At 45.5% G+C, this 25946-nt stretch carries 26 protein-coding genes; 24 read left to right on the top strand and 2 right to left on the bottom strand.

Features of this window, described 5'->3' with window-relative positions; genetic code table 11:
* Nucleotides 1–273: 273 nt before the first annotated feature.
* From QZ371_RS00400 to QZ371_RS00315, 18 genes are all read left to right on the top strand, one after another.
* Complete coding sequence (locus QZ371_RS00400) at nt 274–933, top strand: SLOG family protein (RefSeq protein WP_295207413.1); 660 nt, start codon at nt 274–276, stop codon at nt 931–933.
* Between the two features lie 140 nt (nt 934–1073).
* Nucleotides 1074–2006 carry an LCP family protein gene (locus tag QZ371_RS00395; protein WP_295207410.1) on the top strand — a complete coding sequence of 311 codons (933 nt, stop codon included), beginning with the start codon at nt 1074–1076 and terminating at the stop codon, nt 2004–2006.
* Between the two features lie 129 nt (nt 2007–2135).
* On the top strand, nt 2136–2534 hold the full coding sequence (locus tag QZ371_RS00390; RefSeq protein WP_295207407.1) for a hypothetical protein: 399 nt from the start codon (nt 2136–2138) through the stop codon (nt 2532–2534).
* 222 nt (nt 2535–2756) lie between these two features.
* Nucleotides 2757–3251, top strand: coding sequence for a ribosome maturation factor RimP (gene rimP, locus QZ371_RS00385; RefSeq protein ID WP_295207404.1), 495 nt, complete (start codon nt 2757–2759; stop codon nt 3249–3251).
* Between the two features lie 87 nt (nt 3252–3338).
* On the top strand, nt 3339–4436 hold the full coding sequence (gene nusA / locus QZ371_RS00380; RefSeq protein WP_295207401.1) for a transcription termination factor NusA: 1098 nt from the start codon (nt 3339–3341) through the stop codon (nt 4434–4436).
* The gene (locus QZ371_RS00375; RefSeq protein WP_295207399.1) at nt 4426–4695 is read left to right on the top strand and encodes a YlxR family protein; all 270 of its coding nucleotides are present in this window, start codon (nt 4426–4428) and stop codon (nt 4693–4695) included. The genes nusA and QZ371_RS00375 overlap by 11 nt, the downstream gene beginning before the upstream one ends.
* Nucleotides 4688–5023, top strand: a complete 336-nt coding sequence (locus QZ371_RS00370; RefSeq protein ID WP_295207397.1) for a ribosomal L7Ae/L30e/S12e/Gadd45 family protein — start codon at nt 4688–4690, stop codon at nt 5021–5023. The genes QZ371_RS00375 and QZ371_RS00370 overlap by 8 nt, the downstream gene beginning before the upstream one ends.
* A gap of 70 nt (nt 5024–5093) precedes the next feature.
* Nucleotides 5094–7667, top strand: a complete 2574-nt coding sequence (gene infB, locus QZ371_RS00365) for a translation initiation factor IF-2 (RefSeq protein ID WP_295207394.1) — start codon at nt 5094–5096, stop codon at nt 7665–7667.
* A gap of 49 nt (nt 7668–7716) precedes the next feature.
* Nucleotides 7717–8112, top strand: coding sequence for a 30S ribosome-binding factor RbfA (gene rbfA, locus QZ371_RS00360; RefSeq protein ID WP_295207391.1), 396 nt, complete (start codon nt 7717–7719; stop codon nt 8110–8112).
* A 56-nt stretch (nt 8113–8168) separates the two neighbouring features.
* Nucleotides 8169–9116, top strand: a complete 948-nt coding sequence (locus QZ371_RS00355; protein ID WP_295207388.1) for a bifunctional oligoribonuclease/PAP phosphatase NrnA — start codon at nt 8169–8171, stop codon at nt 9114–9116.
* The gene (truB, locus tag QZ371_RS00350) at nt 9116–10045 is read left to right on the top strand and encodes a tRNA pseudouridine(55) synthase TruB (protein ID WP_295207385.1); all 930 of its coding nucleotides are present in this window, start codon (nt 9116–9118) and stop codon (nt 10043–10045) included. Before QZ371_RS00355 ends, truB begins: the two co-directional genes overlap by 1 nt.
* A 45-nt stretch (nt 10046–10090) precedes the next feature.
* Complete coding sequence (gene ribF, locus QZ371_RS00345; protein ID WP_295207383.1) at nt 10091–11011, top strand: riboflavin biosynthesis protein RibF; 921 nt, start codon at nt 10091–10093, stop codon at nt 11009–11011.
* A 66-nt stretch (nt 11012–11077) separates the two neighbouring features.
* Nucleotides 11078–12532, top strand: a complete 1455-nt coding sequence (gltX, locus tag QZ371_RS00340; RefSeq protein ID WP_295208070.1) for a glutamate--tRNA ligase — start codon at nt 11078–11080, stop codon at nt 12530–12532.
* 256 nt (nt 12533–12788) lie between these two features.
* Entirely contained in the window at nt 12789–13766 is a 978-nt protein-coding gene (locus tag QZ371_RS00335; RefSeq protein WP_295207381.1) for an ATP-binding cassette domain-containing protein, read from the top strand.
* Nucleotides 13766–14470, top strand: coding sequence for an ABC transporter permease subunit (locus QZ371_RS00330; RefSeq protein ID WP_295207380.1), 705 nt, complete (start codon nt 13766–13768; stop codon nt 14468–14470). Before QZ371_RS00335 ends, QZ371_RS00330 begins: the two co-directional genes overlap by 1 nt.
* A gap of 14 nt (nt 14471–14484) precedes the next feature.
* Nucleotides 14485–16245 (top strand): GldG family protein, encoded by a 1761-nt coding sequence (locus QZ371_RS00325; RefSeq protein ID WP_295207377.1) that lies wholly within the window; start codon nt 14485–14487, stop codon nt 16243–16245.
* A gap of 222 nt (nt 16246–16467) precedes the next feature.
* On the top strand, nt 16468–17976 hold the full coding sequence (locus QZ371_RS00320; RefSeq protein ID WP_295207374.1) for a DUF4340 domain-containing protein: 1509 nt from the start codon (nt 16468–16470) through the stop codon (nt 17974–17976).
* 185 nt (nt 17977–18161) lie between these two features.
* On the top strand, nt 18162–18443 hold the full coding sequence (locus QZ371_RS00315) for a hypothetical protein (protein WP_295207371.1): 282 nt from the start codon (nt 18162–18164) through the stop codon (nt 18441–18443).
* Nucleotides 18444–18515: 72 nt separating this feature from the next.
* Here QZ371_RS00315 and QZ371_RS00310 read toward each other — a convergent pair whose 3' ends face one another.
* The gene (locus QZ371_RS00310; protein WP_295207369.1) at nt 18516–19076 is read right to left on the bottom strand and encodes a hypothetical protein; all 561 of its coding nucleotides are present in this window, start codon (nt 19074–19076) and stop codon (nt 18516–18518) included.
* Nucleotides 19077–19417: 341 nt separating this feature from the next.
* Here QZ371_RS00310 and QZ371_RS00305 point away from each other — a divergent pair, with 341 nt between their 5' ends.
* The gene (locus QZ371_RS00305; protein ID WP_295207367.1) at nt 19418–21826 is read left to right on the top strand and encodes a glycosyl hydrolase family 65 protein; all 2409 of its coding nucleotides are present in this window, start codon (nt 19418–19420) and stop codon (nt 21824–21826) included.
* A 104-nt stretch (nt 21827–21930) separates the two neighbouring features.
* Here the strand turns inward: QZ371_RS00305 and QZ371_RS00300 are convergent, their stop codons facing one another.
* On the bottom strand, nt 21931–22182 hold the full coding sequence (locus tag QZ371_RS00300; protein WP_295207365.1) for a hypothetical protein: 252 nt from the start codon (nt 22180–22182) through the stop codon (nt 21931–21933).
* A 184-nt stretch (nt 22183–22366) separates the two neighbouring features.
* Between QZ371_RS00300 and QZ371_RS00295 the strand changes: the two genes are divergently transcribed.
* The 5 genes from QZ371_RS00295 (at nt 22367) to QZ371_RS00275 (ending at nt 25870) form a co-directional block, all read left to right on the top strand.
* Nucleotides 22367–22690 carry a helix-turn-helix transcriptional regulator gene (locus QZ371_RS00295; protein WP_295207363.1) on the top strand — a complete coding sequence of 108 codons (324 nt, stop codon included), beginning with the start codon at nt 22367–22369 and terminating at the stop codon, nt 22688–22690.
* A 470-nt stretch (nt 22691–23160) separates the two neighbouring features.
* Nucleotides 23161–23529: a GntR family transcriptional regulator gene (locus QZ371_RS00290; RefSeq protein WP_295207360.1), complete on the top strand. Its 369-nt coding sequence runs from the start codon at nt 23161–23163 to the stop codon at nt 23527–23529.
* A 3-nt stretch (nt 23530–23532) separates the two neighbouring features.
* The gene (locus QZ371_RS00285) at nt 23533–24432 is read left to right on the top strand and encodes an ABC transporter ATP-binding protein (RefSeq protein ID WP_295207357.1); all 900 of its coding nucleotides are present in this window, start codon (nt 23533–23535) and stop codon (nt 24430–24432) included.
* Entirely contained in the window at nt 24429–25151 is a 723-nt protein-coding gene (locus QZ371_RS00280; RefSeq protein WP_295207354.1) for a hypothetical protein, read from the top strand. The genes QZ371_RS00285 and QZ371_RS00280 overlap by 4 nt, the downstream gene beginning before the upstream one ends.
* Nucleotides 25152–25153: 2 nt before the next feature.
* Complete coding sequence (locus QZ371_RS00275; RefSeq protein WP_295207351.1) at nt 25154–25870, top strand: hypothetical protein; 717 nt, start codon at nt 25154–25156, stop codon at nt 25868–25870.
* Nucleotides 25871–25946: the final 76 nt, after the last annotated feature.

The following is a 25946-nucleotide window of genomic DNA, read 5'->3' as shown; positions in this document are numbered from 1 at the left end:
TTTATGATAAATTTCATCTATTATCTATATATCCTGCAAATTCTGCATATAAATGATCCAGCTCATTGCAAATGCTTTAATTTATATACTATTATAAATACAGCGATCACGCAGGCAAATTCCGTGAATTATTTGTCATTTTCTATTGAAATTCTATTGAAAAAGCAAGATCAATGTGTTATAATAAACTTATTAGGCTGTTAAGCTATTAAGACTGTAAAGGTGTGCCCTTTCATATGGCAGGGCATTGTGCTTTTTGTCAGGAGGCGTGCTATGAGCTTGAACAATGTTGTCAGTTTGCAGGACTTTTCCTGCGAAAGAAGCACGACCTGCTGCTTTACAGGCCATAGGAGCCGTGACCTGCCTTTTGGCGGAGATATCCGCAGGCAGGGAATGAAATGCCTTGTTAGTATGCTCACCCTGCTTATACAGGAGGCTTATAACGACGGTTTCTGCACATTTATCTCGGGAATGTCCGAGGGTATTGATATCATCTGCGCCGAGATAGTTCACAATATGGCGGCAAAAAAATATGGGGATATCAAGCTTGTCTGCGCCCTGCCTTATGCAGGACAGAACAGGGAAATGACAAAGCCCCTTGACAAATACCGCTATTCAATGCTTCTTGCCACCTGTGACGCTGTGGTGTTCACAAGTCCGGCCTATGAAAAAGGCTGTTACAAGCTGAGAAATCAGTTTATGGTTGACCATTCATCAAGGCTTATCGGTGCCATAAAGGACAAGAAAACAGGTTCGGGCACGCTCCAAACGGTCAATATGGCGAGGCGTGGAGGGCTTGATATGAAAATGATATCCCTTGACCGCAACCCTGTGCTTTATATCGACACGTCAGAGGGTCACGTCAGCGATCTGAATGATATCAAAGATATCAAGATCGAGACCTTCGACCACATTGAAAGCCGTCCTATTTAGTTTACACCCAAATCGCTAATTGTTCAATAGGTTTCGGGAATTTTTCCGAAAAAATTTATATATTTATTTTATTGATTTTTATTTTTATCTGTTTTATATGTTTTATTTCAATATCGTGAAAGAAAGTAAGGAGAAATATTATGTCTCAGACGAAAGCGAAAGCCAAAAAGAAAAGAAGATCGCAAGCGCCTATCGCACTTGTTTATTTTGTTACGATGCTGGTGTTTATGTTTGTGATAGGATTGGGCGCAATGTACGCACTCAAGGAATTCAATATCCTTGGCGGCGACGACAGCAATTCTGACGACGGCATAAAAAGTCCTGTTTACAACACCCTTTTTGCAAGAGTAAACAGCAAGGGCGTGCTTGCCGACGCCGCTGTTATAAGGGTTGCCCCCGATGCAAAGCAGGTGGTGGTCATACCTATATCTGCATTTACTGTTGACGACAAGGGCAGCACATTCCGTGAAGTTCTTGAAGAGGGCGGAATGGTGAAGCTTGAAAAGACTGTAAGCGATACTTTCGGCATTGAGGTGGACAATTATCTTTCGCTGACCAACGACGCTTTTGAAAGCGCTGCGGATATCGTTGGCGGAATAACATACGCTCCCGAGGAAGAGCTTTACTATCTTTCTCAGGACAATGACGAGAACGACATCGCTATCCCAAGCGGAGAGCTGACTACTCTCAGCGGACATCAGATAAGACTTATTTGCCAGTACCCTGTTTTCAAGGAAGGCAGAAACGGTAATCTGAAATTCCTCGGCACGGCTTTGCAGACACTTATAAACAACGCTTTCCAGCAGGTGAACATCACAAAGGACAATCTTGACAACTTCTATAACATCTTCACGGAAAACAGCGATACTAACTGGACAAGTGAGGATTTCAAGGATGAAAAGATATACATAAAGAATATGCTTGAGCAGAATCTCACCCCTTGCACGGCTTTTGTGCCAACAGGCGAGTGGACTGACGATTCACATTTCAAGATATCAGATGAATATAAAGAGAGTATTCAGACTATGCTTAAAGAGACAGCGCCTTCCGCTGCTGTGGAAGAGAGCGAATAAATAAAGATACAAATTTTGTTTGTATTGCAGCTGTCAAAAAGCTGCAAATCAACGGGCGAATGATGTTCGCCCCTACAATTATCTTGTGGCGTTTGGAGTTTTAGAAATTGAAAGGGGTTGGATCCAGATATGAAACTTATGGTGATAATACTTAACAAGACCGACGTGATCGATTATCTGCTTGAGGGGCTTTCGGCGGCAGGTATCGGCGGAGCGACTATCATCGAGTCCTCCGGTATGGCGATGACCCTTTCAAAGCTTGACAGCAGCTTCCTTTCCGCCTCTATCAGAGGGCTTTTCAGCGGCGATGAGGACAACAGGACGATACTTTCAGTTATCAAAGACAATCAGCTCGATATCGCAAGAAAGATAGTTTACAACACCGTGGGCGACCTTTCGCAGCCCAATACGGGAATAATGTTCACCGTGCCCATAGATTACGTTGAAGGAACGGTGAAAAAGCCCAAAAACGAGGCAGACACAAAGCCTTTAAAGGGGCGCAGGGATAATGAAAAGAACAGCACTTGACAGAATGTTTACAAAATATTATAAAAATATTTAATTCTTTTCATTAAAAACTTTTGAATGTCCTTGCAAAAAAATGTTTTGTGTGGTATAATACTTACAATAGGCTTTTAATGAAAGACTGGAACTTGACTTCCGGTCTTTTGGTTTTGTATGGAGCTTTTTTTGAAAAAATGGTGCGTATTTCGCAAATTCGCAGGCGTGACATATTGACGGAGGTGCATTATGGAGGCAAAGAAAACAACGGTCGAAAAGGTGAGAGAGCTTGCGCAGCCCATCGCAGACGAGCTGGGATTTTTCCTTTGGGACGTAAGGTTCGAGAAGGAGGGTGCGACCTGGTATCTGAGAGTGCTTATCGACAAGGACGGCGGCATTGATATGGACGACTGCGAAGCGTTCACAAGGCCGATGAACAAGGTGCTTGACGAGAAAGACCCGATATCGCAAAGCTATGTGCTGGAATGCGGCAGCCCTGGACTTGGCAGAGAGTTGAGACGTCCGGAGCATTTTGAGGTGTGCATTGGCGATGTTGTCAGAGTAAGGCTCATTAGACCCGACGAGAACGGCGAGAAGGAATTTGTGGTCGGTCTTGTGGGATATGACAAGGACAAGATACTTTGTCAGACACTTGACGAGGATATGAACGGCGTTGAGAACATCGAGTTCAAGCTTTCAGACTGCGCTTATGTAAAGCTCAATGATGACGCTGATCTGTTTTGATAGATCTTATCTATACTAAGTTTATATACCATTATATATATATTAATACGACTAAGACCGAATATGACTGAAAGGATTGATCAGAAAATGAATAAGGAATTTTTTGACGCATTGGAAATGCTGGAAAAAGAGAATAATATCGACGGAGAGGTACTTATCGACAAGATCAAGTCTGGTATCGTAAAGGCTATCAAGAAGGATTACCCTTACAGCGAAAATATCAGAGTTGATATCGACCCAAGAACAGGCAAGTTCGATATGAAGCTTCTCAAGGAAGTTATGGACGTTATGTATGTTGACGACCCGGACAATGAGATTTACATTGAAGAAGCAAAGACTTTTGACCCGAACGTTAAGGTGGGCGATATGGTAGAGATCCCTCTTAACCCTGCAAAGTTCGGAAGAGTTGCCGCTCAGAACGCTAAGCAGTCTATCAAGCACGATATCAAGGACTTTGAGAGAGCAAGACTTATCGAGCAGTATCACGATAAGGAGCACGAGTGCGTTTCTGCAACAGTTCAGAAAGTTGAGCCTGCGACCCTTAACGCTGTTCTGACTATCGACAAGAACGAGGTCTATCTTGTAAGAAACGAGCAGATCCCCGGCGAGACCCTCAAGGCAGGCGATATCATCAAGGTCTATGTTGTTGGCATTGCAAACCCTGACAGAAAGCCTTCTATCAAGATATCGAGAACTCACAGAGAGCTTGTTAAGAGACTTTTCGAGCTTGAAGTTCCTGAGATCGCTGACGGAACTGTTGAGGTAAAGGCTATCTCAAGAGTTGCTGGCGCAAGAAGCAAGATCGCTGTTTACTCTAAGGACCCTAACGTTGACGCCGTTGGCGCTTGCATCGGCCCTAGAAAGTCAAGGATAACTTCTGTTGTAAACGAGCTCAAGGGCGAGAAGATCGACGTTATCAACTGGTGCGAAGACCCTGCTGACTTTATCGCAAAGGCGCTTGCTCCTGCCGAGGTAATAAATGTTGAGCTCAGCGAGGAAGAGGGCGTAAGAGAGTGCAGAGTTACTGTTCCGAACAATCAGCTCTCACTTGCTATCGGCAACAAGGGTCAGAACGCAAAGCTTGCGGCTGGTCTGACAGGTTACAAGATCGACATTGTGGCAGAAAATGCCGCACCTGCTGAGGAAAAGGCTGAAACAGCCGAGGAAGAGGCAGATGAAAACTAAGAAAATACCAATGAGAATGTGCCTTGGGTGCGGTGAGATGAAGCCCAAGCGTGAGCTTATCAGAGTGGTGAAGTCAAAAGAGGGGGATATCTCCCTTGACCTCACGGGAAAGAAGTCGGGCAGAGGCGCTTACATTTGCAGAAGCGTTGAATGTTTCGACAAGGCAAGAAAGGCGAGAAAGTTCGAGCGAAGCTTTTCCTGTCAGATAAGCGAGGATATATATAACAGTATGGAGGGCGAGCTGAAAGAAAATGAGTAATAATAAAATGGGACTCGTTACGATGTGCAGAAAAGCGGGAAAGCTTGTTGTCGGAATGGATATGGTCAAGGACGCTTGCAATACAGGCAAGGCCTGCGGCGTGTTCGTGGCTTCCGACTTTTCGGCGAAGTCGCTGAAAGAGGTCAAGTTCGCCTGCTATAAAAACGAAGTCAAGCTTTACAGCCTTGGTATAACGATGGACGAGATACATTACGATCTCGGCAAGAGAACGGGCGTTATCGCAATCTGCGACGGCGGATTTGCAAAGGCTTGCGCAAAGGGTCTCGAACAGATCGAGATCGACGAGAATGAATTTTACAGCGTGTGATCGTTTATGACGTATGATTTTAGATCGGACGCATAGTGTTTATAAGTTATAAGGAGGTCTATCACAGCCTATGAGTATGAAGACAAACAAGTATAAGCTCAGCGAGCTTGCAAAGGATCTTAAGGTATCAAACAACGAGCTGGTGGAATGTCTTGAAAAGCTGAACGGTGAAACAAAGAAAACACAGTCAGCTCTTACACCAGAAGAGATATCTTACGTTTTTGAGGTATATACACAGAAAAATCAGGTGGAAAGCTTTGACGCATATTATGCCAACAACGTAAAGCCTGTTGAGGAGAAGAAGGCTGAAAAGCCGGCAAAGGCTAAGGACGAGAAAAAGGCTGACAAGGCTGAAAAATCCGACAAGTCCGACAAGAAGCCTGCAAAGCAGACCGAAAAGGTCGAAAAGGCTGAAAAGAAGCAGGACGCAAAGCCAGCTCCAAAGGTTGAAGCAAAGGCAGAGCCAAAGGCTGAAAAGGTCGAGAAGGTGGAGAAGGCTGACAAGAAGGCGGAGATGAAGCCAAGCTTTGAGAAGAAAAAGCAGCCTGCACCTCAGAAGCCTGCAAAGAAGAAAGAGCACGGCGTGCGCCAGCAGTTGGGCGGATTTGCAGACAAGAAGGAGAGCTCGGGCGGATATACTATCTCCGAGGACAGCGACTCATTCGGTTCACAGAGAACTATCGACACAAGAGGAAGCTATATCGAGCTTGATAAGTATAACGAAAAGTATGACAACCTTGCTAACTCAAAGCAGAACAAGAGCAAGGATACATTCACAAAGAAGCAGAAGCTCACACAGAAGTCTCAGCAGAGAAAGAAGCAGCAGTTCTCACACAAGAAGGAAACTGAGAGCGAAAAGCTCCGCAGACTTGAGCTTGAGAGAGCAAGAAAGCAGCAGCTCAAGGTTATGATACCTGACGAGATCGTTGTTTCTGAGCTTGCAAGCAGACTGAAAGTTACTGCGACACAGGTAATAAAGAAACTTATGGGTCTCGGCGTAATGGCTTCTATCAACGAGGTCGTTGACTTTGATACGGCGGCGCTTGTTGCGGAAGAGCTTGGAGCAAAGGTAGAGAGAGAAGTTCACGTTACTATCGAGGAAAGACTTATCGAAACTGACGAGGATCTGGAGGAGAGCCTTCAGGAAAGATGTCCTGTCGTTGTTGTAATGGGTCACGTTGACCACGGTAAGACTTCTATCCTTGACAGAATAAGAAACGCTCACGTTACAGACACAGAGGCAGGCGGTATCACTCAGCATATCGGAGCTTATCAGGTAGAGTATCAGGGCAAGAAGATAACGTTCCTCGATACCCCAGGCCACGAAGCTTTCACAGCGATGAGAGCAAGAGGCGCAAACGTTACGGATATCGCTATCCTCGTTGTTGCCGCTGACGACGGTATTATGCCGCAGACTATCGAGTCTATCAACCACGCAAAGGCAGCAGGCGTTTCAATAATCGTTGCTATCAATAAAATGGATAAAGAGGGCGCAGACCCAGACAGAGTTAAGCAGCAGCTCACAGAGCAGTCGCTCGTTGTCGAGGAATGGGGCGGCGATGTTATCGCAGTTCCTGTTTCCGCAAAGACCGGTATGGGTATCGACGAACTTCTTGAGAATATCCTCCTCGTTGCAGAGGTCAAGGAGCTTAAGGCTAACCCTGACAGACTTGCAAGAGGTACTGTCGTTGAGGCAAGACTTGACAAGGGCAAGGGTCCGGTTGCAACTCTCCTCGTTCAGAACGGTACATTGAAGTCGGGCGACGTTATCATCGCAGGCACTTCTGTTGGACGTATCAGAACGATGACGAATGATAAGGGCAGAAGCATTAAGGCGGCAGGCCCTTCAACACCTGTTGAGATAACAGGTCTCGGCGAAGTTCCAAGCGCAGGCGACGTATTCAACGCAGTTGCAGACGAAAAGCTTGCAAGAGAGCTTGTTGAGCAGAGAAAGCACGAAGCTAAGGAAGAAATGTTCCAGCAGCATCAGAAGGTAACGCTCGACAATCTGTTCAGTCAGATCGCAGAGGGCGAGATGAAGGAGCTTCCTATCATCGTAAAGGCTGACGTACAGGGCTCTGTTGAGGCCGTTAAGCAGTCACTTGAAAAGCTTTCAAACGACGAAGTTAGAGTTAAAGTTATCCACGGCGGCGTTGGCGCTGTATCTGAGAGCGATGTAATGCTTGCAAACGCTTCAAACGCTATCATCGTCGGATTTAACGTTCGTCCTGACCCTGTTGCAAAGCAGAATGCAGAGCAGAGCGGCGTTGATATCAGACTTTACAGGATCATTTACGACGCTATCGAAGAGATAACAGACGCTATGAAGGGTATGCTTGCACCTAAGTTCAGAGAGGTGGAGACTGCTCGTATCGAGGTAAGACAGGTCTACAAGATATCCAATGTTGGTACTGTTGCAGGTTCTTACGTCCTTGATGGTAAGGTCGGCAGAAACAACGAGATCAGAGTTGTAAGAGACGGTATCGTTATCGCAGAGGATAAAATGTCAAGCCTTAAGAGATTTAAGGACGACGCAAAGGAAGTTGCCGCAGGCTTCGAGTGTGGTATCACCCTTGAAAAGTTCACGGATATCAAGGAAGGCGATATCTTTGAGGCCTTCTATATGGAAGAATACAGAGACTAATATTGTGATATAGTCTCATTCAGAGATAAGATCGGGAGATAATAAGATTATGGCAGGTTACAGATCGGGACGTATGTCCGAAGATATAAGACGTATAATATCCGGCAAGATGAGAGACCTTAAAGACCCAAGGATACACGGCGGCGATATGCTCACCATAGTTCGCTGCGACGTTGCGGGAGACGGTTCTTTCTGCAAGGTTTATGTATCCAGCTTTGAGGGCTATGAAAAGGCAAAGGAAGCTGTCAAGGGCTTTGAGTCCGCAACGGGATTTCTCAAGAGGGAGATCTCAAACGTGCTCAAGCTCAAAAAGTGCCCTGAGCTTAAATTCATCGCCGACAACTCAATAGAACATTCAGCCAAGATAAACAAGCTTCTCAAAGAAGTTCTTCCAGAGGAGGAAGAACTTTCTGAGGAGTCTGACGAGGACGAAACAGAGGAATAGTCTTAGAAGTTTCGGCAATTTTGACTGATGTTTTAAAGTGAAAGGCAGGGATAGTGATGACGTTTAAGGAAATACTTGATATTTTTGAAAACAACGATAATTTTCTCATACTCACTCACAAAAGCCCCGATGGGGACACCCTCGGTTCGGGCTTTGGACTGTGTGCGTTTTTGAGAGATATGGGCAAAAAGGCCAATGTCGTCAATTCCGACAGCCTGCCCGAAAGGTATGACTTTATCTATGAGGGCTATTATCCGCAGGAGTTTGACGTTAAGTACGTTATCGCCGTGGATATCGCCGACACAAAGCTTCTTGGAAGCAACCTTGCTCAGTTTGCACAAGAGGGAGCGATCGATCTTTGCATAGATCACCACATTTCAAATAAATACTTTGCGAAACAGTCCTACGTTGACGCTGACGCTTCTGCGGCGGCGCTGATAATGTACCAGCTCTTCAAGGAGTCGGGCAGGACTATTTCAAGTCAGATCGCAAGGTGTCTTTACACGGGCATTGCAACTGACACGGGCTGTTTCAAGTATGAAAACACCACGCCAAAGGCGCACATCGCCTGTGCGGAGCTTATGGCTCACGGCATAGATTTTGCCTATATCAACAGAAGGATGTTCGATATCAAGAGCAGAGGCAGGCTGAAAGTTGAGCAGTCTGTTATCTCCAATATGGAATATTACTGCCAGGGCAAATGCTCGATGATAGTGCTGACAAAGAAGCTTATGGAGGAAAGCGGCGCAGACCCTGCTGAATTTGAGGGACTGGCTTCGATCCCGCTGACCGTTGAGGGCGTAAAGATCGGCATTACGGTAAAGCAGCGCCACGAGAACGTTTATAAGATATCGGTCAGAAGCGACGATGAGATAGACGCTTCGGCGTTCTGTCGTAATTTCGGCGGCGGCGGACATATCAGAGCCGCAGGCTGCGAGATAAACGGCACTTTTGAAGAGGTCAAGGGTATGCTTCTTGAACAGGCTGAAAAGGTTCTTGGATAATGGCGGAAAATACAAATAACAACAATAATAGCACGGCTGAGATATGCGGAATATTGCCTGTGGCAAAGCCTGCGGGATGGACGTCATTTGACGTCATCGCAAAGCTCAGAGGAGTGCTGAAAATAAAGCGGCTCGGCCATTCGGGAACGCTTGACCCAATGGCGACAGGGGTTCTGCCTGTGTTTGTGGGCAGGGCGACAAAGGCCTGCGATATCATTCCCGACAGGCGAAAGGTTTACACCGCAGGTTTTGAATTTGGCAAAGAGACCGATACCCTTGACAGCACGGGAACGCTGCTAAAAACCAGCGATAAGGCTGTCAGCTTTGATGATATAATGTCCGCAAAGGGGCATTTTATCGGCGATATTATGCAGGTGCCGCCGATGTATTCGGCGATAAAGGTCGGCGGAAAGAAGCTTTATGAGCTTGCGAGAGCGGGCAAGGAGATAGAGCGTGAGCCGAGGCCTGTTCATATCGACAGCATTGACATACTTGAATATGACGAAAATATGCGAAGGGGCATAATGAAAGTTGACTGCGAAAAGGGCACATACATACGTTCTGTTATTGCGGATATTGGCGAAAAGCTCGGCTGCGGCGGCATTATGACGTCGCTGGAGCGTTCGTATTCAGGGGGCGTTGATATTGCGGATTGCTTTACTTTGGAGCAGATAATAGAAAACTGCGCAAAGGGCAGGCTTGAAGCTATGATAATGCCTGTTGATAAAGCTTTTGAGTGCTATGAAAAGACCACCCTCGGTGAGTGGGAGACAAAGCTTTACAAAAACGGCGTAAAGCTGCGCCCCGAACAGTCGGACATTGCTGAGCCAAAAGAGGACGGGCTTTACCGTGTTTACGGCAGCAACGGCGATTTTCTCGGCATAGGCAGGTTCAAAGAGGGCTGCTTCAAGAGCTTTAAGAATTTCTAAGATACGATTATTTACTTTTTAGATAGATCAGTTCGGAGGGATATTTTGACGGATATAACTAACAGCGGACATATCCCCGAAAGGAAAACGGTGTGTGCGCTGGGGCTTTTTGACGGCGTTCACAGAGGTCACCAGCTCATAATCGGCACGGCTGTGGAGAGGGCGAAAGCCATTGGAGCGCAGTCGGCGGTATTCTGCTTCAAGACCGACACGGTGACGTCAAAGGGTCACGACGGCAGGATAGAAATGCTTATGAGCGACGACGAAAAGCACGAAAAAATGGCTGAGCTTGGCGTTGAAGTGCTGTTTTCCCCCGATTTTGCGCAGTTCAAGGGTATGGCGCCTGAAGACTTTGTGAAAAAGGTGCTCAAAGAGCGGCTGAACTGCTGCTGCGCTGTATGCGGAAATGATTTCACATTCGGCAAGGGCGCACAGGGCAAGGCGGCGGATTTGAAAGAGCTTGGCAAAAAATACGGCATTGAAGTGGAGATCGTTAGTCCCCTGCTTATGGGCGGCGAGGTCATAAGCTCCACAGAGATAAGGCGCTGCGTGCGAGAGGGCGATATAACAAAGGCGAATGAAATGCTTGGTTATCGTTTCGGCTTCACGGAAGAGGTGGAGCACGGCTTTCAGCGTGGCAGAACGTGGGATTTCCCCACTATCAATCAAGAGATACCAAAGGGCAGGGTAATGCCGAAGTTCGGCGTTTACTGCTCCACCGTTGAGATAGACGGTGAAAGGTACTGCGGCGTGACGAATGTTGGGGTAAAGCCGACTGTTCACGTTGACACCGCACCTTTGGCGGAGACTTTTATAATAGACTATCACGGCGACCTTTACGGCAGGAAGCTGCGGCTGGAGCTGCACAAATTCCTGCGCCCCGAAAAGACCTTCGGAAGCTTTGACGAGCTTCGTGCGGAGATAGCACGGAATACTCAGCAGACTAGGGAATATTTCGGGATATGAAAGGCTAAAGCCGAAAAGTATATAAAGTAAAACACACAAATTAAAATTATAAATTTGAAAGGACAGATAAAAATGAACAAGGTAAGAACCAGATTTGCGCCTTCACCAACAGGTTATATGCACATCGGTAATCTGAGGACTGCGCTGTTTACCTATCTTATTGCAAAGCAGAACGGCGGAGATTTTATTCTCCGTATCGAGGATACAGACCAGGAGCGTTATGTTGACGGCGCTGTTGACGTTATCTACAAGACACTCAAGGACGTAGGTCTTAACTGGGACGAAGGCCCTGATATCGGCGGCCCTGTTGGTCCTTATATCCAGTCGGAAAGAATGGGTATGTTCAAGAAGTACGCTGAGGAGCTTGTTGAAAAGGGCGAGGCTTACTATTGCTTCTGCGACAAGGAAAGACTTGAGGAAGTAAGAGCTATACAGGAAGCAAGCGGTATCGCTCCAATGTATGACAGACATTGCCGCAACCTTTCTCCGGAGGAGATAAAGGAAAAGCTTGACGCTGGCGTGCCTTATGTTATCAGACAGAAGATACCAACAGAGGGCGAAGTTACTTTCCACGATGAGCTTTACGGCGATATCACAGTTGACTGCGCTACTCTTGACGATCAGATCCTTATCAAGACTGACGGAATGCCGACTTATAACTTTGCAAACGTTGTTGACGACCACCTCATGGGTATCACACACGTTGTAAGAGGTAACGAGTACCTTGCTTCAGCACCTAAGTACAACCTGCTCTATAAGGCTTTCGGCTGGGAAATACCAACTTATATCCACGTTGAGCACATTATGAAGGACAAGCAGCACAAGCTTTCAAAGAGAGACGGCGACGCTTCTTATGAAGACCTTATGAAGAAGGGCTATCTCAAGGAAGCTGTTATCAATTATATCGCTCTGCTGGGCTGGGCGCCAAAGGGCGAGAACGAGATATTCTCACTTGAAGAGCTTGTAAAGGAATTTGATATCCACGGACTTTCAAAGTCCCCTGCTATATTTGACCCTGCTAAGCTCAAGGCTATCAACGGCAAGTATATAAAGGCTATGACGCCTGAGAAGTTCGCTGAATATGCTATCCCATATATCAAGCAGTCTGTTCACAGAGATGACGTTGACCTTAACGAGATCGCAAAGCTTCTTCAGGCAAGAACTGAGCTCTTTACAGAGATACCAGAAATGGTGGACTTTATCGACGCTCTGCCTGAGTATGATATCGCTCTTTACACTCACAAGAAGATGAAGACCAACGCTGAGAACTCTCTCGAGTCTTTGAAGGCTGTTCTGCCTGTTCTCGAGGGCGTTGAGGACTGGACAGAGGAAAATATCCACGACGCACTTTTTGACCTTATCGGCAAGCTTGGCGTAAAGAATGGCATTATCCTTTGGCCTCTGAGAGTTGCCGTATCCGGCAAGGCATTCACACCGGGCGGCGGAGTTGAGATCTCTTATCTCATCGGCAAGGAAGACACCCTTGCAAGGATCAAGAAGGGAATAGAAAAGCTGTCATAATAAAAGCTGCGAAAATGTTGAAAATTTGTAGGGGCGAACATTGTTCGCCCGCTGCTTTTAAGCGATGTTTATGGGATATTTAGCATTTTCAGAATATAGCAAGTGCGGAGCATTTTGAGTATTTTGTATGTTGCAACTTTAAATTTACTTAAAATGCTCTGCCTTTCGTACAGCTATCACCGCTTTGTCACATTGATATACTAAAATTAAAAAGACTTATGGCGGCAAACCTTTCCCAAGAGGAGGAAAAAATCAAATGATAGAGGTCGTAAACCTTACAAAACAATACGGCGATAAAAAAGCCGTAAATAATATCTCCTTCAAAGCCGATGACGGAGAGATACTGGGCTTTCTCGGGCCGAACGGTGCGGGCAAATCCACAACAATGAATATCCTTACAGGTTATATATCCTGTACAGACGGCAAGGCGCTCATCGACGGCGTTGATATACTTGAAGAGCCTATCAAGGCAAAGCAGAAGATCGGCTATCTTCCTGAGCTTCCGCCGCTTTATATGGATATGACAGTAAAGGAATATCTTTACTTTGTCTATGATCTTAAAAAGTGCAAGCTGCCGAAGATATCACACCTTAAAGATATTTGCAGCCTTGTGAAGATCGACCACGTTTACAACAGGATAATAAAGAACCTTTCAAAGGGCTATCGTCAAAGAGTTGGCCTTGCGCAGGCTCTTATCGGCAACCCAAAGGTGCTTATCCTTGACGAGCCGACTGTTGGTCTTGACCCTAAGCAGATAATCGAGATAAGAACTCTTATCAGAAAGCTTGGCAAGAACCATACTGTTATCCTTTCATCACATATCCTTTCTGAGGTGCAGGCGGTCTGCGATAAGATCGTTGTCATCAATGAGGGCAGGATCGTTGCAAACGATACTGAGGAACACCTTTCTCAGAGACTTTCGGGCGAGCACAAGCTCTCCGCTCAGATCGAGGGCGACAAGGATAAGATAGTAAGAGCTATCCAGAGCATAAAGGGCGTTGACAAAGTTATATGCGACGCAAGCCATAAAAACGGCGTGAACGATATCCGTATCGAGGCCAAGGAAGGCGTTGACATCAGACGTGAGCTGTTTATCAAAATGGCGGAAAACGGCTGGTGCATACTTGAGCTCAAGACCTCAGAGCTTTCACTTGAGGATATCTTCCTCAAGCTCACAATGGGCGAGGCTCTGCCTGCTCTTGATAATACTTCCGATGAGGAGGAGAATGACTAATGGGCGCAATTTTCAGAAGAGAGGTAAGGAGTTATTTCACCTCCCCGATAGGTTACATATTCCTTGCGGCATTTTATGCTTATTCAGGCATAATGTTTGCAAATTACAGTCTTGAAAGCGGCTATACAAAGCTTGACAGCCTTTTCAGTATGCTGCTTATAATAATCATCGTTCTTATCCCTATCCTTACGATGAGGACGATATCAGAAGAAAAGCGATCAAAGACAGATCAATGTCTGCTCACTGCCCCTGTCAGTCTGACAAGTATCGTTGTGGGCAAGTTCTTGGCGGCGTTTTTGATATACATTATAGCGATCGCTATCACAGGCGTGTTCGCAGTCGTTGTTTCGGCGTTCGGCACACCTGACTGGAACGTTGTTGTGGGCAATATCGTTGCGCTGGCGCTTGTGGGCGGAGCTTATATCGCTATCGGCATTTTCTGCTCATCTTTTACAGAAAATCAGGTAGTTTCTGCGGTAATAAGCTTTATCGCACTTATCTTCGTTTCATTCCTTTCAACGATCGGCAATCTTCTCCCATTTGAATGGCTCACAACAGTCTGCGAGAAGATATCATTCGGCGAGAGATATTATTCATTCACATACGGTCTGTTTGACTTTTCTAACGTTGTGTTCTTCCTGAGCGCAATCGTCGCATTTCTTTTCCTTACGGTAAGAGTGCTTGAAAAACGCCGCTGGGGCTAAAGGAGGGCATATAAATGGAAGAGAATAAACAGAATAACCAGAATAACCAGAATACTGAAAATACAGAGAATACCGAAAAGGTGTCCATTTCAGGACAGGATCTTCTCAAGGACGTTGTCGCAAATGAAAAGGCCGCAAAGAACGGCTCTGACGAAAAGGACAAGTCTAGAGGCAAAGATAAAAAAGACAAAAAGGACAAGAAGTCAAAGGACGGCAAAAAGTTCAATGGCAAGAAGCTCAAGCACGGCACAATGGCGACTGTTTTCACCTGCGTGTTCATTGCTTTGCTGGTGCTTGTGAACGTTGTCACCACAATGCTTTTTGACAGATATCCTATCACTATCGACCTTACGAGCAACAAGATCTACTCGGTATCAAACGATACAGAGGACTATGTAAAGAATGTCAGCGTTGACGTTGAGGTAACGATATTTGCCGATGAGAACACTTACACAAATTACAGCTCTTACAACAAGCAGGCTGTTGAGCTTCTGAAAAATTACTGCAAGCTCAATCACCATATCACTTACCGCTTTGTGGATATCGACTCTCACCCTGAGATAGTAAAGGATTATACCGATACTATCAGCCAGTTCGATATCATCTTTGAGACAAAGACCAAAGTTGACGGTAAGGAGATAAGCAGAACAAGAAAGCTTGGTATGCTGGATCTTCTCAACTTCACAGACGAGTTTGATCAGAAACTTTCACAGTCCGGTTACAGCATTGATACCCTTGCACAGCAGGCAGGCGGAGACCTTGCGTTCCTGTCATATTACGGCAGCTATGTTGAATCTTCAAACGCTGAGCAGGCTTTCACTTCCGCTCTTATGACAGTAACAGACCCTAACCCTGTTTATGTTACTATCCTCACAGGCAGAAGCGAGATCACACCGCTGACATATTTCCAGACTTTGCTTACTGCAAACGGCTATAACGTAAACTCTGTTGATATCACTTCGCAGGATATCCCTGAGGAGACTGACGTTATCGTTATCCCTGCGCCAAAGACCGACTATCTTGATGAAGATATCACAAAGATAAGCGACTTCCTCAACAATGACGGCAACCTTGGCAAGCAGCTTATCTACGTTGCTTCTTACGGACAGGAAGATACGCCGAACCTTGACGAGTTCCTTGCAGAGTATGGACTTTCCGTTGGCAAGGGCGTAATATGCGAAAGCGATTCGGGCAGCTATTACAATTCACCTTGCGTAACAGTTGCAACGAACGTTTCCGACAACTTCACACAGGATCTGTCTGTTGATGATCCGGCAATACTTACAGCACTTTGTCGTCCTGTAAACACTCTCTTTGACGAGCAGGATATGGTATCCACAGATACTTACCTCCAGTCATCGGAAAGCGCTTACACAGCAGACGTTCAGCTTTCAGCGACCACAGGACAGGTAACTATCGGCGACGCTTTGGTGAAGGGTCAGCAGAATTATATGGCTGTTGGTTCAAAGGCTAAGTTCACAGACGATAACAACACACTTTACAGCAATGTAATGGTAGTTGGTTCTGAGTATATGCTTTCTGACACATATCTCCAGTATACACAGTATCAGAACAGCGAGTATTTCATCAGCGTTATAAACGGTCTTACAGGCAAGACTGCCGGTATCACTATCACACCTAAGACTATCACAGGCAATGTTTTCGATATCACACAGCAGCAGAAAACAGTCCTCAAGTGGACATTCTGCCTTGGTATCCCTGTAATAGTTCTCGTTGTGGGAATCGTTATTTGGGCTAGAAGAAAGAATAAGTAATCTATAATATGATCTATAAGTGGCGATCATAATTGTAGGGGCGAAAATTGTTGTTCGACAAGGCTCACAACAATTTATTGTTGTTCGACAAGGCTCACAACAATTTATTGTTGTTCGACAAGGCTCACAACAATTTATTGGTCGCCCGCTGAGCGCTGCTGTTTGTATAGATCGTCTTACGATATAAATGAATTTTCAAATTTTAACAGAGGTAAAGCTAAAATGAATGGTAAATTGCAGGGAACGATCGTCTGCGGCGTTGTTGCGGTTTGTCTGGGCGGAGTAATGCTGTTTTTGAACTCCACCTCGGGCGCAAACTCAAAGGACACGGATTCAAGCTCGTCCGTGGCGGCAACATCGAGCAAGGACGAAAGCGTTGTGATCCTTGACAAGTCAAGCGACGATATCACAAGCATAAAGGTCGTGAACGAACACGGCGAGTACACTCTTGAAAAGCCGAGATCGGGCAAGAGCACCTGGACTATCGAGGCGCTTGGCAGCGTTAATCAGAACGCAACGGCAGAGGCTTCAATGGCTTCAAGCCTTGAGGGCTTCAAGGCGAAAAAGCTGGTGGAAAAAGACGTTGAGGATATGTCAAAGTACGGCCTTGACGAGCCTGTTGCTGAGTTTACAGTAACATACAGCGACGGTACGAGCACCACAATGCACATCGGAAATGTTTCGCCGAGCAACTCACGCTACACTTATGTCAGCCTCGACGATGAAAAGACAGTTTACCTTGTAATGGGCACGAAGCTTTCATATTATACCGACCCTGTTACGGCTTATGCCAGCCTTACGCTCCTTGCAAAGCCTTCTGACGACGATTGGCCGGATTATGGCAAGGAAACTGTAACAAGAAAAGACCTTGATTATGAAATGGCGTTCGAGAACAACCCTAACGAGATCGAGGGACTTTCGGGACAGGTTATGACTGAGCCTATATTCTCATACCTCAATATCACAAATTCATCGACAACGACCCACGGTCTGTGGGGATTGTCAGCTCAGAGCTGCGAAGTTCTCGAGCCGGACGAAGAGGCTATGAAGCAGTACGGCCTTGACGACCCATTCGCAGTTGTAAGGCTCAAGGGCGACAGCTATGACTACACGCTGAAAATAGGAAGCCCTGTTTATCAGACGGCAGGCGACAGCAGCGAGACCACAGACACAGTATCGGGCTACTATTGCTACTTTGAGGGCGTGAGTGGCGTTGACGCTATCTATCTTGTATCAGCCGACAGCCTGCCTTGGGCGACAGTAAAGGCTGAGGACGTTATCACGAGCCTTATGACTTCAAACTATCTTGTTGACCTCAAGGACATCGTGGTAGAATATAACGGCAAGACCACGACTTATGAGATCGAAAGCAGCGGCACAAGCGCTGATACCGACGAAAGCGGCTCTTCGACAGCACAGGTGACAAAGGTAACATCAGAGGGCAAGGAGCTTGATGTTGACAACTTCAAGACATTCTATCAGTTCCTTATGGGCTGCCCGACGAACGAGATATACTTCACCGACCCTGAGAACGAGAGCTATCTCACAATAACTCTTGAGCGCAAGGACGGCAACAAGGACGTTATGGAAATGTTCAAGGACTCTTCAAGACGTTCAATAGTAAAGCTCAACGGCGAGACTTCATTCAGGATACAGAGCACTTGGGTAGATACCTTTGCGGCAAATATGGAGAAGCTTGCTAAGGGCGAGGCTGTTGACGATAACTATTAATATCGCAATTCGACAAATTTTGCGGAGCATTTGTGATACAATAGATATCCCACAGGAGATTTTGCGAATTTACGCAAAAAATTATTAAAAACTCTTTCATTTTTGTGAAAAGTATGGTATAATAAAAATACGAAGTGAAAAAGACATAAAAATATAAATTTATTAGAGAAAGGTCGGCGAGATCAATGGCAGAAGAAAAGAAAGCGTTTTTCACCTATAAGGGACTTCCGCTGGTGAGAAAAGGAAATCAGATATATTTCGGAAATATGTACGATGAATACGTTGTAATGATCGAGATACTCTCGACAGAAAAGGTCGGCGGCATTGACGTTGCAAACAAGGTAAGACTTAGAAAGATGGCAACAGATATCACGCTTCCGCCAAACAAGCAGATAGTAAAAATGGCAGAGAAATCAAGCCTTTATGAGGCTCTTGATTTTGCCTGCGCTTGGCTCAAGGTGTCATAATAGGGCGCAGAAAACTTCAGAAATATTTGACCGCCGTGTATCGGGCTGATACACGGCGGTTTTGTGTGTTTGCTATTCAACATTGGACCTTTTTATAAGGGACATTATCTCAGCTATCATTTCCTTTGGCAAATTGTAATCTTGGAATTCGCCTGTGTCATCTTTAATAGTAAAATTGCATTTTTTACTCTGAGAGTGCTGGTCGCTTGAACTGTCCCACGAATACTGAGAAACATCGATTATACAAAGATTTTCATACGCCTCACCTGTGGCGACCTTCTCAAGAGAGATACCATAAGCGTCAGCACCGCCGTATTCCGCACCGTCAATGTAAGGATAATCCTTGCATACTGATTTAGCGTTCTCTATCCACGCAGTTATCTTGTCTATAGTGTCCTTGTCTGTTATCTCATATGGTTCTTCTCCATACCAGTGATAAATATAATATGCCGAAATTTCAGCATTTTCATCGACCTTTGATGATGAAGTTGTGGTAGTTGTCATTGTTGTAGAAGCTGTTGTCACAACTGTACTGCTGTCATTGACCTTGCTTATGTCATCATTGTCTGTTTTCTGTGAGCATGAGCAAAGGAGCAGTGAGAGCGCTAAAACCAAATAAACTGTCTTTTTCATGTTTTGTCACCTACCCTATAATTTATTATAGACACAATATACCATATTTTCGGTGTTGTTGTCAATATCCAATATATATAAATATCAGTTATTAGTACGTTTTGAACAATGACAAAAAGCACGATGATTTTCAAACGTTTAAGTTTCAAAATTCAATAATCATGAAAAAGTTTTTTGAAAATACGCCCATTTTTTTGGCGCTACCCCCTTGTAAAGCTATCGGAAGTATGCTAAAATAGTATAAGCGTTATGAATAATGACGGGATCTATGAGGGAAACGTTTACACTTTTGTTGAAACGTTTACAACTTTAAAATATTGAAAAGGAGCGTATAAAAAAATATGCAGTATGGTTATTTTGACCTTGAACACAAGGAATACGTCATCACAAGACCTGACACACCTGCACCATGGGCTAACTACCTCGGCTCACCTGAGTATGGTGCTATCGTATCCAACAACGGCGGCGGATACAGCTTTGTAAAGAGCGGCGCTAACGGAAGAATCATTCGTTATCGTTTCAACTCAAACATCGGCCTCCCGGGCAGATACATCTATATCAGAGATAACGACGCTAAGGATTATTGGTCCTGCACTTGGCAGCCTGTTGGCAAGCCGCTGGATCAGTATAAGACTGAGTGTCACCACGGTACAGCTTATACAACTATCAAGTCTGATTATGCTGATATCCATTCTGAGCTTACATATTATGTTCCTCTGAACAAGACATATGAAGTTTGGAGAACTAAGATCACAAACAATTCTGACAGATACAGAAACCTTTCAACATTCGGCTTCGTTGAGTTCACAAACGAGAACAACTACGAGCAGGATCAGGTTAACCTTCAGTACACTCTGTTCATCACAAGAACAAGCTTTGAGGGCAACAAGATCGTTCAGCACATCAACGAGAACAGCGGCAAGGACGAGAACGGCTCTAACTGGAGAGAGAGATTCTTCGGCGTTGTTGGCGCTCCTGTTTCCGCTTACAATGGTAACCTCGACAGCTTCATCGGTTCTTACAGAACTTACGGCAACCCTGTTGCAGTTGAAAGAGGCTTCTGCGATAACAAGCTCAACTACAACTCAAACGCTTGCGGCGCTCTTCAGTCTGACATTATCCTTGCTCCAGGTGAGACAAAGGAGATCATCTATGTTGTTGGTCAGAAGAACCCTAAGGTAGCTGACGAGATACTCGCTGCATATAACGAGCCTGGTAAGGTAGACGCTGAGGTCAAGGAGCTTATCGCTTACTGGCATGGTCAGCTCAATAACTTCCAGATCGAAACTCCGTCTGACGAGTTCAACAATATGGTCAATGTATGGAACGCTTACCAGTGCTTTATCACATTCATTTGGTCAAGAGCTGCTTCATTCATCTACTGCGGTCTGAGAAACGGCTATGGTTACAGAGATACTGTACAGGATATTCAGGGTATCATTCATATCAATCCTGAGCTTGCTGCTGAGAAGATCAGATTTATGATCTCTGCACAGGTAGACAACGGCGGCGGACTGCCACTTGTTAAGTTCGACCACAACGCAGGCCACGAGTCTTGCCCGGATGAAAACGACGAGAACTCTATCTACGCTAAGGAAACAGGTCATCCTTGTTACAGAGCAGACGACGCTCTTTGGCTCTTCCCAACTGTTAATAAGTACATCGGCGAGAGCGGAAACAAGGCATTCCTTGACGAAGTTATCGTATACGCAAACGGCGGTGAGGACACAGTTTATGAGCACCTCAAGAGAGCTATCAACTTCTCTATGGAGAGACTTGGCGCTCACACAATGCCGGCTGGTCTTTATGCTGACTGGAACGACTGCCTGAGACTTGGCAAGAAGGGCGAGTCAACATTCGTTGCATTCCAGCTCTACTATGCAATGAGCATCATCAAGGGCTATGCACTTGACAGAGGCGATAACGAGTACGCTGCATATATCGACAAGGTACAGCCTGAGCTCGGCAAGAGCCTTGAGGCTTGCTGGGACGAGGATAGATTTATCAGAGGTTACAGAGAGAACGGCGAGATCGTTGGCGCTAAGAAGGATCCTGAGGCTTCAATGTGGCTCAATCCACAGTCTTGGTCTGTTATCTCCGGCTTTGCTTCTGAGAAGCAGGCAGAGACAGCTATGGAGAAGGTCCACGAGATACTCAACACTCCATACGGCGTAAAGATTATGGAGCCACCTTATGTTGATAACTATTTCGACGGCGCTCTTATGCACATCTTCAACCCTGACACAAAGGAAAACGGCGGTATATTCTCACAGACACAGGGCTGGGCTATCCTTGCAGAGTCACTTCTCGGTCACGGCGACAGAGCATTTGAGTACTTCCTCGAGTCATCACCTGCTAATATGAACGACAAGGCTGAAGTAAGAATTCTCGAGCCATACGTTCACGGCCAGTTTACTGAGTCAACACGTTCACCATATGCAGGACGTTCACACGTTCATTGGCTGACAGGTACAGGCTCAACAGTTATGGTAGGCTGCGTAGAGGGTATCTGCGGTATGAGACCAAACGCAGAGGGCCTTGTAATAAGCCCATCTATCCCACACGCTTGGGACGGCTTCAAGATCGAAAAGAACTTCCGTGGCAAGCACCTTTCTATCGACATTCAGAACCCAGACCACGTTCAGAGCGGCGTAAAGTCTATGACTGTAAACGGCGAAGCTGTTGAGGGCAACTTCCTCCGCGCTGATAAGCTCACAGACGAGACAAAGGTCGTTGTAGTTCTCGGCTAATAAAGCTAACAAGTTGATAAATCAATAAAATAATTTCGGCAGCAGACACGATAATGTGTTTGCTGCCGATTTTTTATTTGCGAGATTTAACAGATTTAATAGATTTAATAATATATGCCGTTGCGGTGTGCTCTGCCGTATTGCAAAATGCCGTCCGCACCCATAGAGATATCCACTTTATGGAGCTCTAGTATCTGATTTATCTGCGCACGGGAAGTCTTTTTGTAAAATGGCTTGAACCGCTTGCCGTCGTTATATATCCTGTATTTGTAAGTGTGCTTGATAGTGTCCGACAGCACGTCCATTACCATAATAGTGCCGCCGACTTGAAACTTGAATTGATTGAGTGTTTGCATAACGATCTCCTCCCTTGTTTTCTACTCTATGAATATTGATCTTGTTAAAATCATACTTATAGTATATATTTATTTGCAAACAAAGTCAATAGTCTGTTGTAAAATAAATTCAAATACCATAGTATTTATTATAACAGTATAGCTGTTGCATAAAATGCGCAAAATAAACGGGAGGGGTGATGAGATGAGCGATATTTCAGTAAAATTCGGTCGCAGAGTGCGGCATTATCGCACGGAGGCTGGGCTGAGCCAAGAAAAGCTTGCGGAATATTGCGGACTTCACCCCACTTATATCGGACAGATCGAGCGTGGCGAGAAAAACTGCACCTTGGAAAGCGCCGAAAAGATCGCAGAGGGCTTGAAGATACCCCTCGAAAGCCTTATCTCAAAGCTTGCCTCGAGGGAAAAGACCGCCGCCGATGAGATATACGAAACGGCCGTGCTGCTGAGCGAAAGCTCTCAGAAGCAGCTTTTGGATATCATAAAGAAGATAATCAAGTTCGACTGACGTTTTATCAGCTAACCAACCAAAAAAACTCGCAAAACAAAAGCCCGACAAAGCGAAAAGCCTCCTTGTCGGGTTTTGTGATATAGGGTATTAGTATAGGACTTATCAGCCCTGTTTACATTATAACACACCGAAAACCGCTTTTGTTAAGCTGGCAGCTTAATAACGGCAATTTTATTTCAAACAATTGGTGAATAAAATAAAAATGTTTATTATGCTTATATATCGTCCTGCGCAGCGCAATATCGCCAAAGCTCGCAGGGCTTTTTTGTGCGTGATAACGAAAATGCGTCGCTTCGGGCTAAAATCGCTTTGAAGCTATTGACAAATCGGCGGCTGTGTTGTATAGTTAGTTACACAAGTAATTAACCAATAAACTTGTGAGAGCAAAAGAGATAAGACAACATTTACAACAAACAGACAAAACAAAGACAAACAAAAATGCAGAGCGAAAGAAAGGAGACGGCAAAATGGAATTGCGGTTTGATGCGCAAAAACCTATCTATATCCAGCTTGCAGACTGGCTCTCCGACCTTATCATAAGCGGCAGTATCCCCGAGGGCGGACAGGTGCCTTCAACAACGGAGATATCCGTCCAGTATAAGGTCAACCCTGCCACCGCCCTCAAAGGGATAAATATGCTGGTGGAAAAGAGGATAATCTTCAAAAAGCGTGGCCTTGGAATGTTCGTAAGCGACGGCGCAGTTGAAAAGCTCCGTGCCGAAAGGCGTGAGCTTTTCCAGAAAACTTATGTCGATAAGCTGTGCGAAGAGGCGAAAAAGCTGGGGATATCAAAGAACGAGATAGTCCAAATGATAGAAAATAGAAAGGGGTTTTGACAAATGAGCAGAGCACAAAGAGAGGAAACAAAAACAGACAACAGAACGAGCGTTATAAAGGCTGAAAATATCATAAAGAAGTACGGCAAGAATTTTGCCCTTGACAATGTTTCCGCTCAGATCGAGCAAGGAAAAATTTACGGGCTGCTGGGCAGAAACGGCGCAGGAAAATCAACGCTGATGAACATTATCACAAACCGTGTCTTTGCCACTTTCGGAAAATGCACCCTTGACGGCGAGAACTTGCTCGAAAACGACAAAGCTCTCGGCAGGATATATTCAATGAGCGAAAGCGTTTCCCTGCCAACGGGTATGACCTTCAAGCAGGCTGTCAACGTCACAGCCGATTTTTACGAGAACTTTGACAAGGATTATGCCTATACCCTTGCGGAGAAGTTCCGACTTGACAAGAAAAAGCGGCTTTCCGCCCTTTCAACGGGCTATTTCACAGTCGCAAAGCTTATTTTGACCCTTGCAAGCGGAGCGGATTTTCTCTTCTTTGACGAGCCCGTGCTTGGCCTTGACGCAAATCATCGTGACCTTTTCTATCGGCTTCTTATCGAGCGTTTCGCCGAGGAGCAATGCGGTATCGTCATATCCACCCACCTTATCGAGGAGTGCGAAAATCTCGTTGAGGAAGTCATTATGATCGACAAGGGAAATATCATCGCCGCAGGAAAGACCGAGGATATCCTCACCGAGGGCTATTCAGTAACAGGTGCAAAGAACCTTGTCAAAGCCTATTGCGACGGCAAGGAGGTGCTTGCAGAAAAGAACATCGGCACGATCTGCTCAGCTTACATAAAGGGCGTGCCAGTCAATGTGCCAAATGGCGTTGAGGTATCCACCCCCGACCTCCAACAGGTGTTCATCGCCCTGACGGGAGAGGAGGAAGAGCAATGAAAGCTTTAAAGCTTTACAAGTCCATAGCAAGGCGTGTTTTCCTGCCGATAATAGTGGGCTATGCGATACTTGTGGCGATAATATGCCGCTATATCGGCAATGACGACCTGCCTGCGTTATTTGAGATCGTGAACATCGCCTGCGCATTCGCCGTGGCAGGGCTGGTGGCAAAAGAATGTTTTGCAGTATCAAACGCTTGCGGAGTGTCAAGGACCAGCTCATTCAGCGCCCTGCTGCTTTCCGCCATAACAACAACGGCGATAATAATGGCGGCGCATTTGGCAGAGTGTATAATGAATTATCGTCACTATCTTGGTCTTTACAGCGTGACCGTAAGATCAGCCACGCAGGACTGTCTGCCAATGCTTTCATTCGCCGATAGCGTTGGATATATGTGGTTTATGCTGTTCATCAGAACAATGCTTGCCTTTGCCAGCGGCTTGGCGTTTTTCATCATAATGAGCAGACTTGAGCGTGTGGGAAAGCTTATAAACTGCGGCGTAATAGTGATACTCTTTGCGGTGAATTTAAGCGGCGACGCTTTCACAACAGGCTTTGATACCCCCGTGCTTTCCTATGAGTTCTTTTGCGATATCAGCGAGAAAAATTCCGTTGCGGCGTTTACTTTTACATATGCTGTCCTGCTGTTCATTGCGGCTATGGTGGCGTATTTGGCTTGGCGCAGAAAGCCTGTCAAGGCGGTTAGGGGCGTGAGATAAAAATGACAAAAAATATGACAATGATGAGCAAAACTTTCAAGCTTCTCAAAAACGTGCAGAAATATTACTGCTCTATAATGTACGGATTTATCCTCTGCCTTTATGGGGTCATAACAGCGGCGGCGTATTTCGGAACAGGCCGTGATATGGTCATATCCTGCGAGTTCGCCCTGCCGATGTTGATAATGGCTTCCTGCATTATGACGGCGGTGTGCGCATATGTGGTCTATTCAAACGCCTTTCAAATGGCGATAGCGCAGAATGTGCCGAGGCGCTGCGCAATGATAAGCTCGCTCATAAGTATGGTGATAATGGCGCTGTTCATTTCGGGAGCATATTCATTGTGGCTTTTGGGCATTGAAAATCTTTTGGACACAAACGATATGACCTCATACGAAACGCTGAAAGCAAATTCACGGATATTCGACTTCTTTTTTACAGGTTCAGCCTTCAAAAGCTTCATTTCGGCGGCAATGGTCTTTGCGATAATATACCTCTCAGCATTGCTCATAAGCGTGGTGATAAAGCGCTTTAACATATGGCTTGGGATACTTGTGGTGGCGGCATATGTTTTCCTGTTCATAAAGCTTTTCTCCGATATCGGCGCAGGAAATTATGCTGAAAGCATTTGCTATCGCAGGAATATGGGCTTTGTGGCGATAGCAGAGATAGTGGTGTTCTTTGTGGTGGCTTGCAGGCGAATGGATATAAAAAGATAAAAAATAAATGCCGATAACGTTTTTGTTGACAAATACAACAAAATACGATGTGAATTTATGTAAATAGTGCCGATTG

The organism is Ruminococcus sp., assembly GCF_019423705.1.
GTDB lineage: Bacteria > Bacillota > Clostridia > Oscillospirales > Ruminococcaceae > Hominimerdicola.
This window is presented reverse-complemented; position numbering and strand designations above follow the sequence as displayed.

Coding starts and splice junctions, on each gene's coding strand:
- QZ371_RS00280 (WP_295207354.1), top strand. CDS start 24,429: ATGAAAGCTTTAAAGCTTTACAAGTCCATAGCAAGGCGTGTTTTCCTG.
- QZ371_RS00375 (WP_295207399.1), top strand. CDS start 4,426: ATGAAAACTAAGAAAATACCAATGAGAATGTGCCTTGGGTGCGGTGAG.
- QZ371_RS00275 (WP_295207351.1), top strand. CDS start 25,154: ATGACAAAAAATATGACAATGATGAGCAAAACTTTCAAGCTTCTCAAA.
- truB (WP_295207385.1), top strand. CDS start 9,116: ATGGCGGAAAATACAAATAACAACAATAATAGCACGGCTGAGATATGC.
- rimP (WP_295207404.1), top strand. CDS start 2,757: ATGGAGGCAAAGAAAACAACGGTCGAAAAGGTGAGAGAGCTTGCGCAG.
- QZ371_RS00335 (WP_295207381.1), top strand. CDS start 12,789: ATGATAGAGGTCGTAAACCTTACAAAACAATACGGCGATAAAAAAGCC.
- QZ371_RS00295 (WP_295207363.1), top strand. CDS start 22,367: ATGAGCGATATTTCAGTAAAATTCGGTCGCAGAGTGCGGCATTATCGC.
- nusA (WP_295207401.1), top strand. CDS start 3,339: ATGAATAAGGAATTTTTTGACGCATTGGAAATGCTGGAAAAAGAGAAT.
- QZ371_RS00390 (WP_295207407.1), top strand. CDS start 2,136: ATGAAACTTATGGTGATAATACTTAACAAGACCGACGTGATCGATTAT.
- infB (WP_295207394.1), top strand. CDS start 5,094: ATGAGTATGAAGACAAACAAGTATAAGCTCAGCGAGCTTGCAAAGGAT.
- QZ371_RS00400 (WP_295207413.1), top strand. CDS start 274: ATGAGCTTGAACAATGTTGTCAGTTTGCAGGACTTTTCCTGCGAAAGA.
- rbfA (WP_295207391.1), top strand. CDS start 7,717: ATGGCAGGTTACAGATCGGGACGTATGTCCGAAGATATAAGACGTATA.
- QZ371_RS00290 (WP_295207360.1), top strand. CDS start 23,161: ATGGAATTGCGGTTTGATGCGCAAAAACCTATCTATATCCAGCTTGCA.
- QZ371_RS00355 (WP_295207388.1), top strand. CDS start 8,169: ATGACGTTTAAGGAAATACTTGATATTTTTGAAAACAACGATAATTTT.
- QZ371_RS00285 (WP_295207357.1), top strand. CDS start 23,533: ATGAGCAGAGCACAAAGAGAGGAAACAAAAACAGACAACAGAACGAGC.
- QZ371_RS00395 (WP_295207410.1), top strand. CDS start 1,074: ATGTCTCAGACGAAAGCGAAAGCCAAAAAGAAAAGAAGATCGCAAGCG.
- QZ371_RS00325 (WP_295207377.1), top strand. CDS start 14,485: ATGGAAGAGAATAAACAGAATAACCAGAATAACCAGAATACTGAAAAT.
- QZ371_RS00330 (WP_295207380.1), top strand. CDS start 13,766: ATGGGCGCAATTTTCAGAAGAGAGGTAAGGAGTTATTTCACCTCCCCG.
- QZ371_RS00315 (WP_295207371.1), top strand. CDS start 18,162: ATGGCAGAAGAAAAGAAAGCGTTTTTCACCTATAAGGGACTTCCGCTG.
- QZ371_RS00310 (WP_295207369.1), bottom strand. CDS start 19,076: ATGAAAAAGACAGTTTATTTGGTTTTAGCGCTCTCACTGCTCCTTTGC.
- QZ371_RS00300 (WP_295207365.1), bottom strand. CDS start 22,182: ATGCAAACACTCAATCAATTCAAGTTTCAAGTCGGCGGCACTATTATG.
- QZ371_RS00305 (WP_295207367.1), top strand. CDS start 19,418: ATGCAGTATGGTTATTTTGACCTTGAACACAAGGAATACGTCATCACA.
- QZ371_RS00320 (WP_295207374.1), top strand. CDS start 16,468: ATGAATGGTAAATTGCAGGGAACGATCGTCTGCGGCGTTGTTGCGGTT.
- QZ371_RS00370 (WP_295207397.1), top strand. CDS start 4,688: ATGAGTAATAATAAAATGGGACTCGTTACGATGTGCAGAAAAGCGGGA.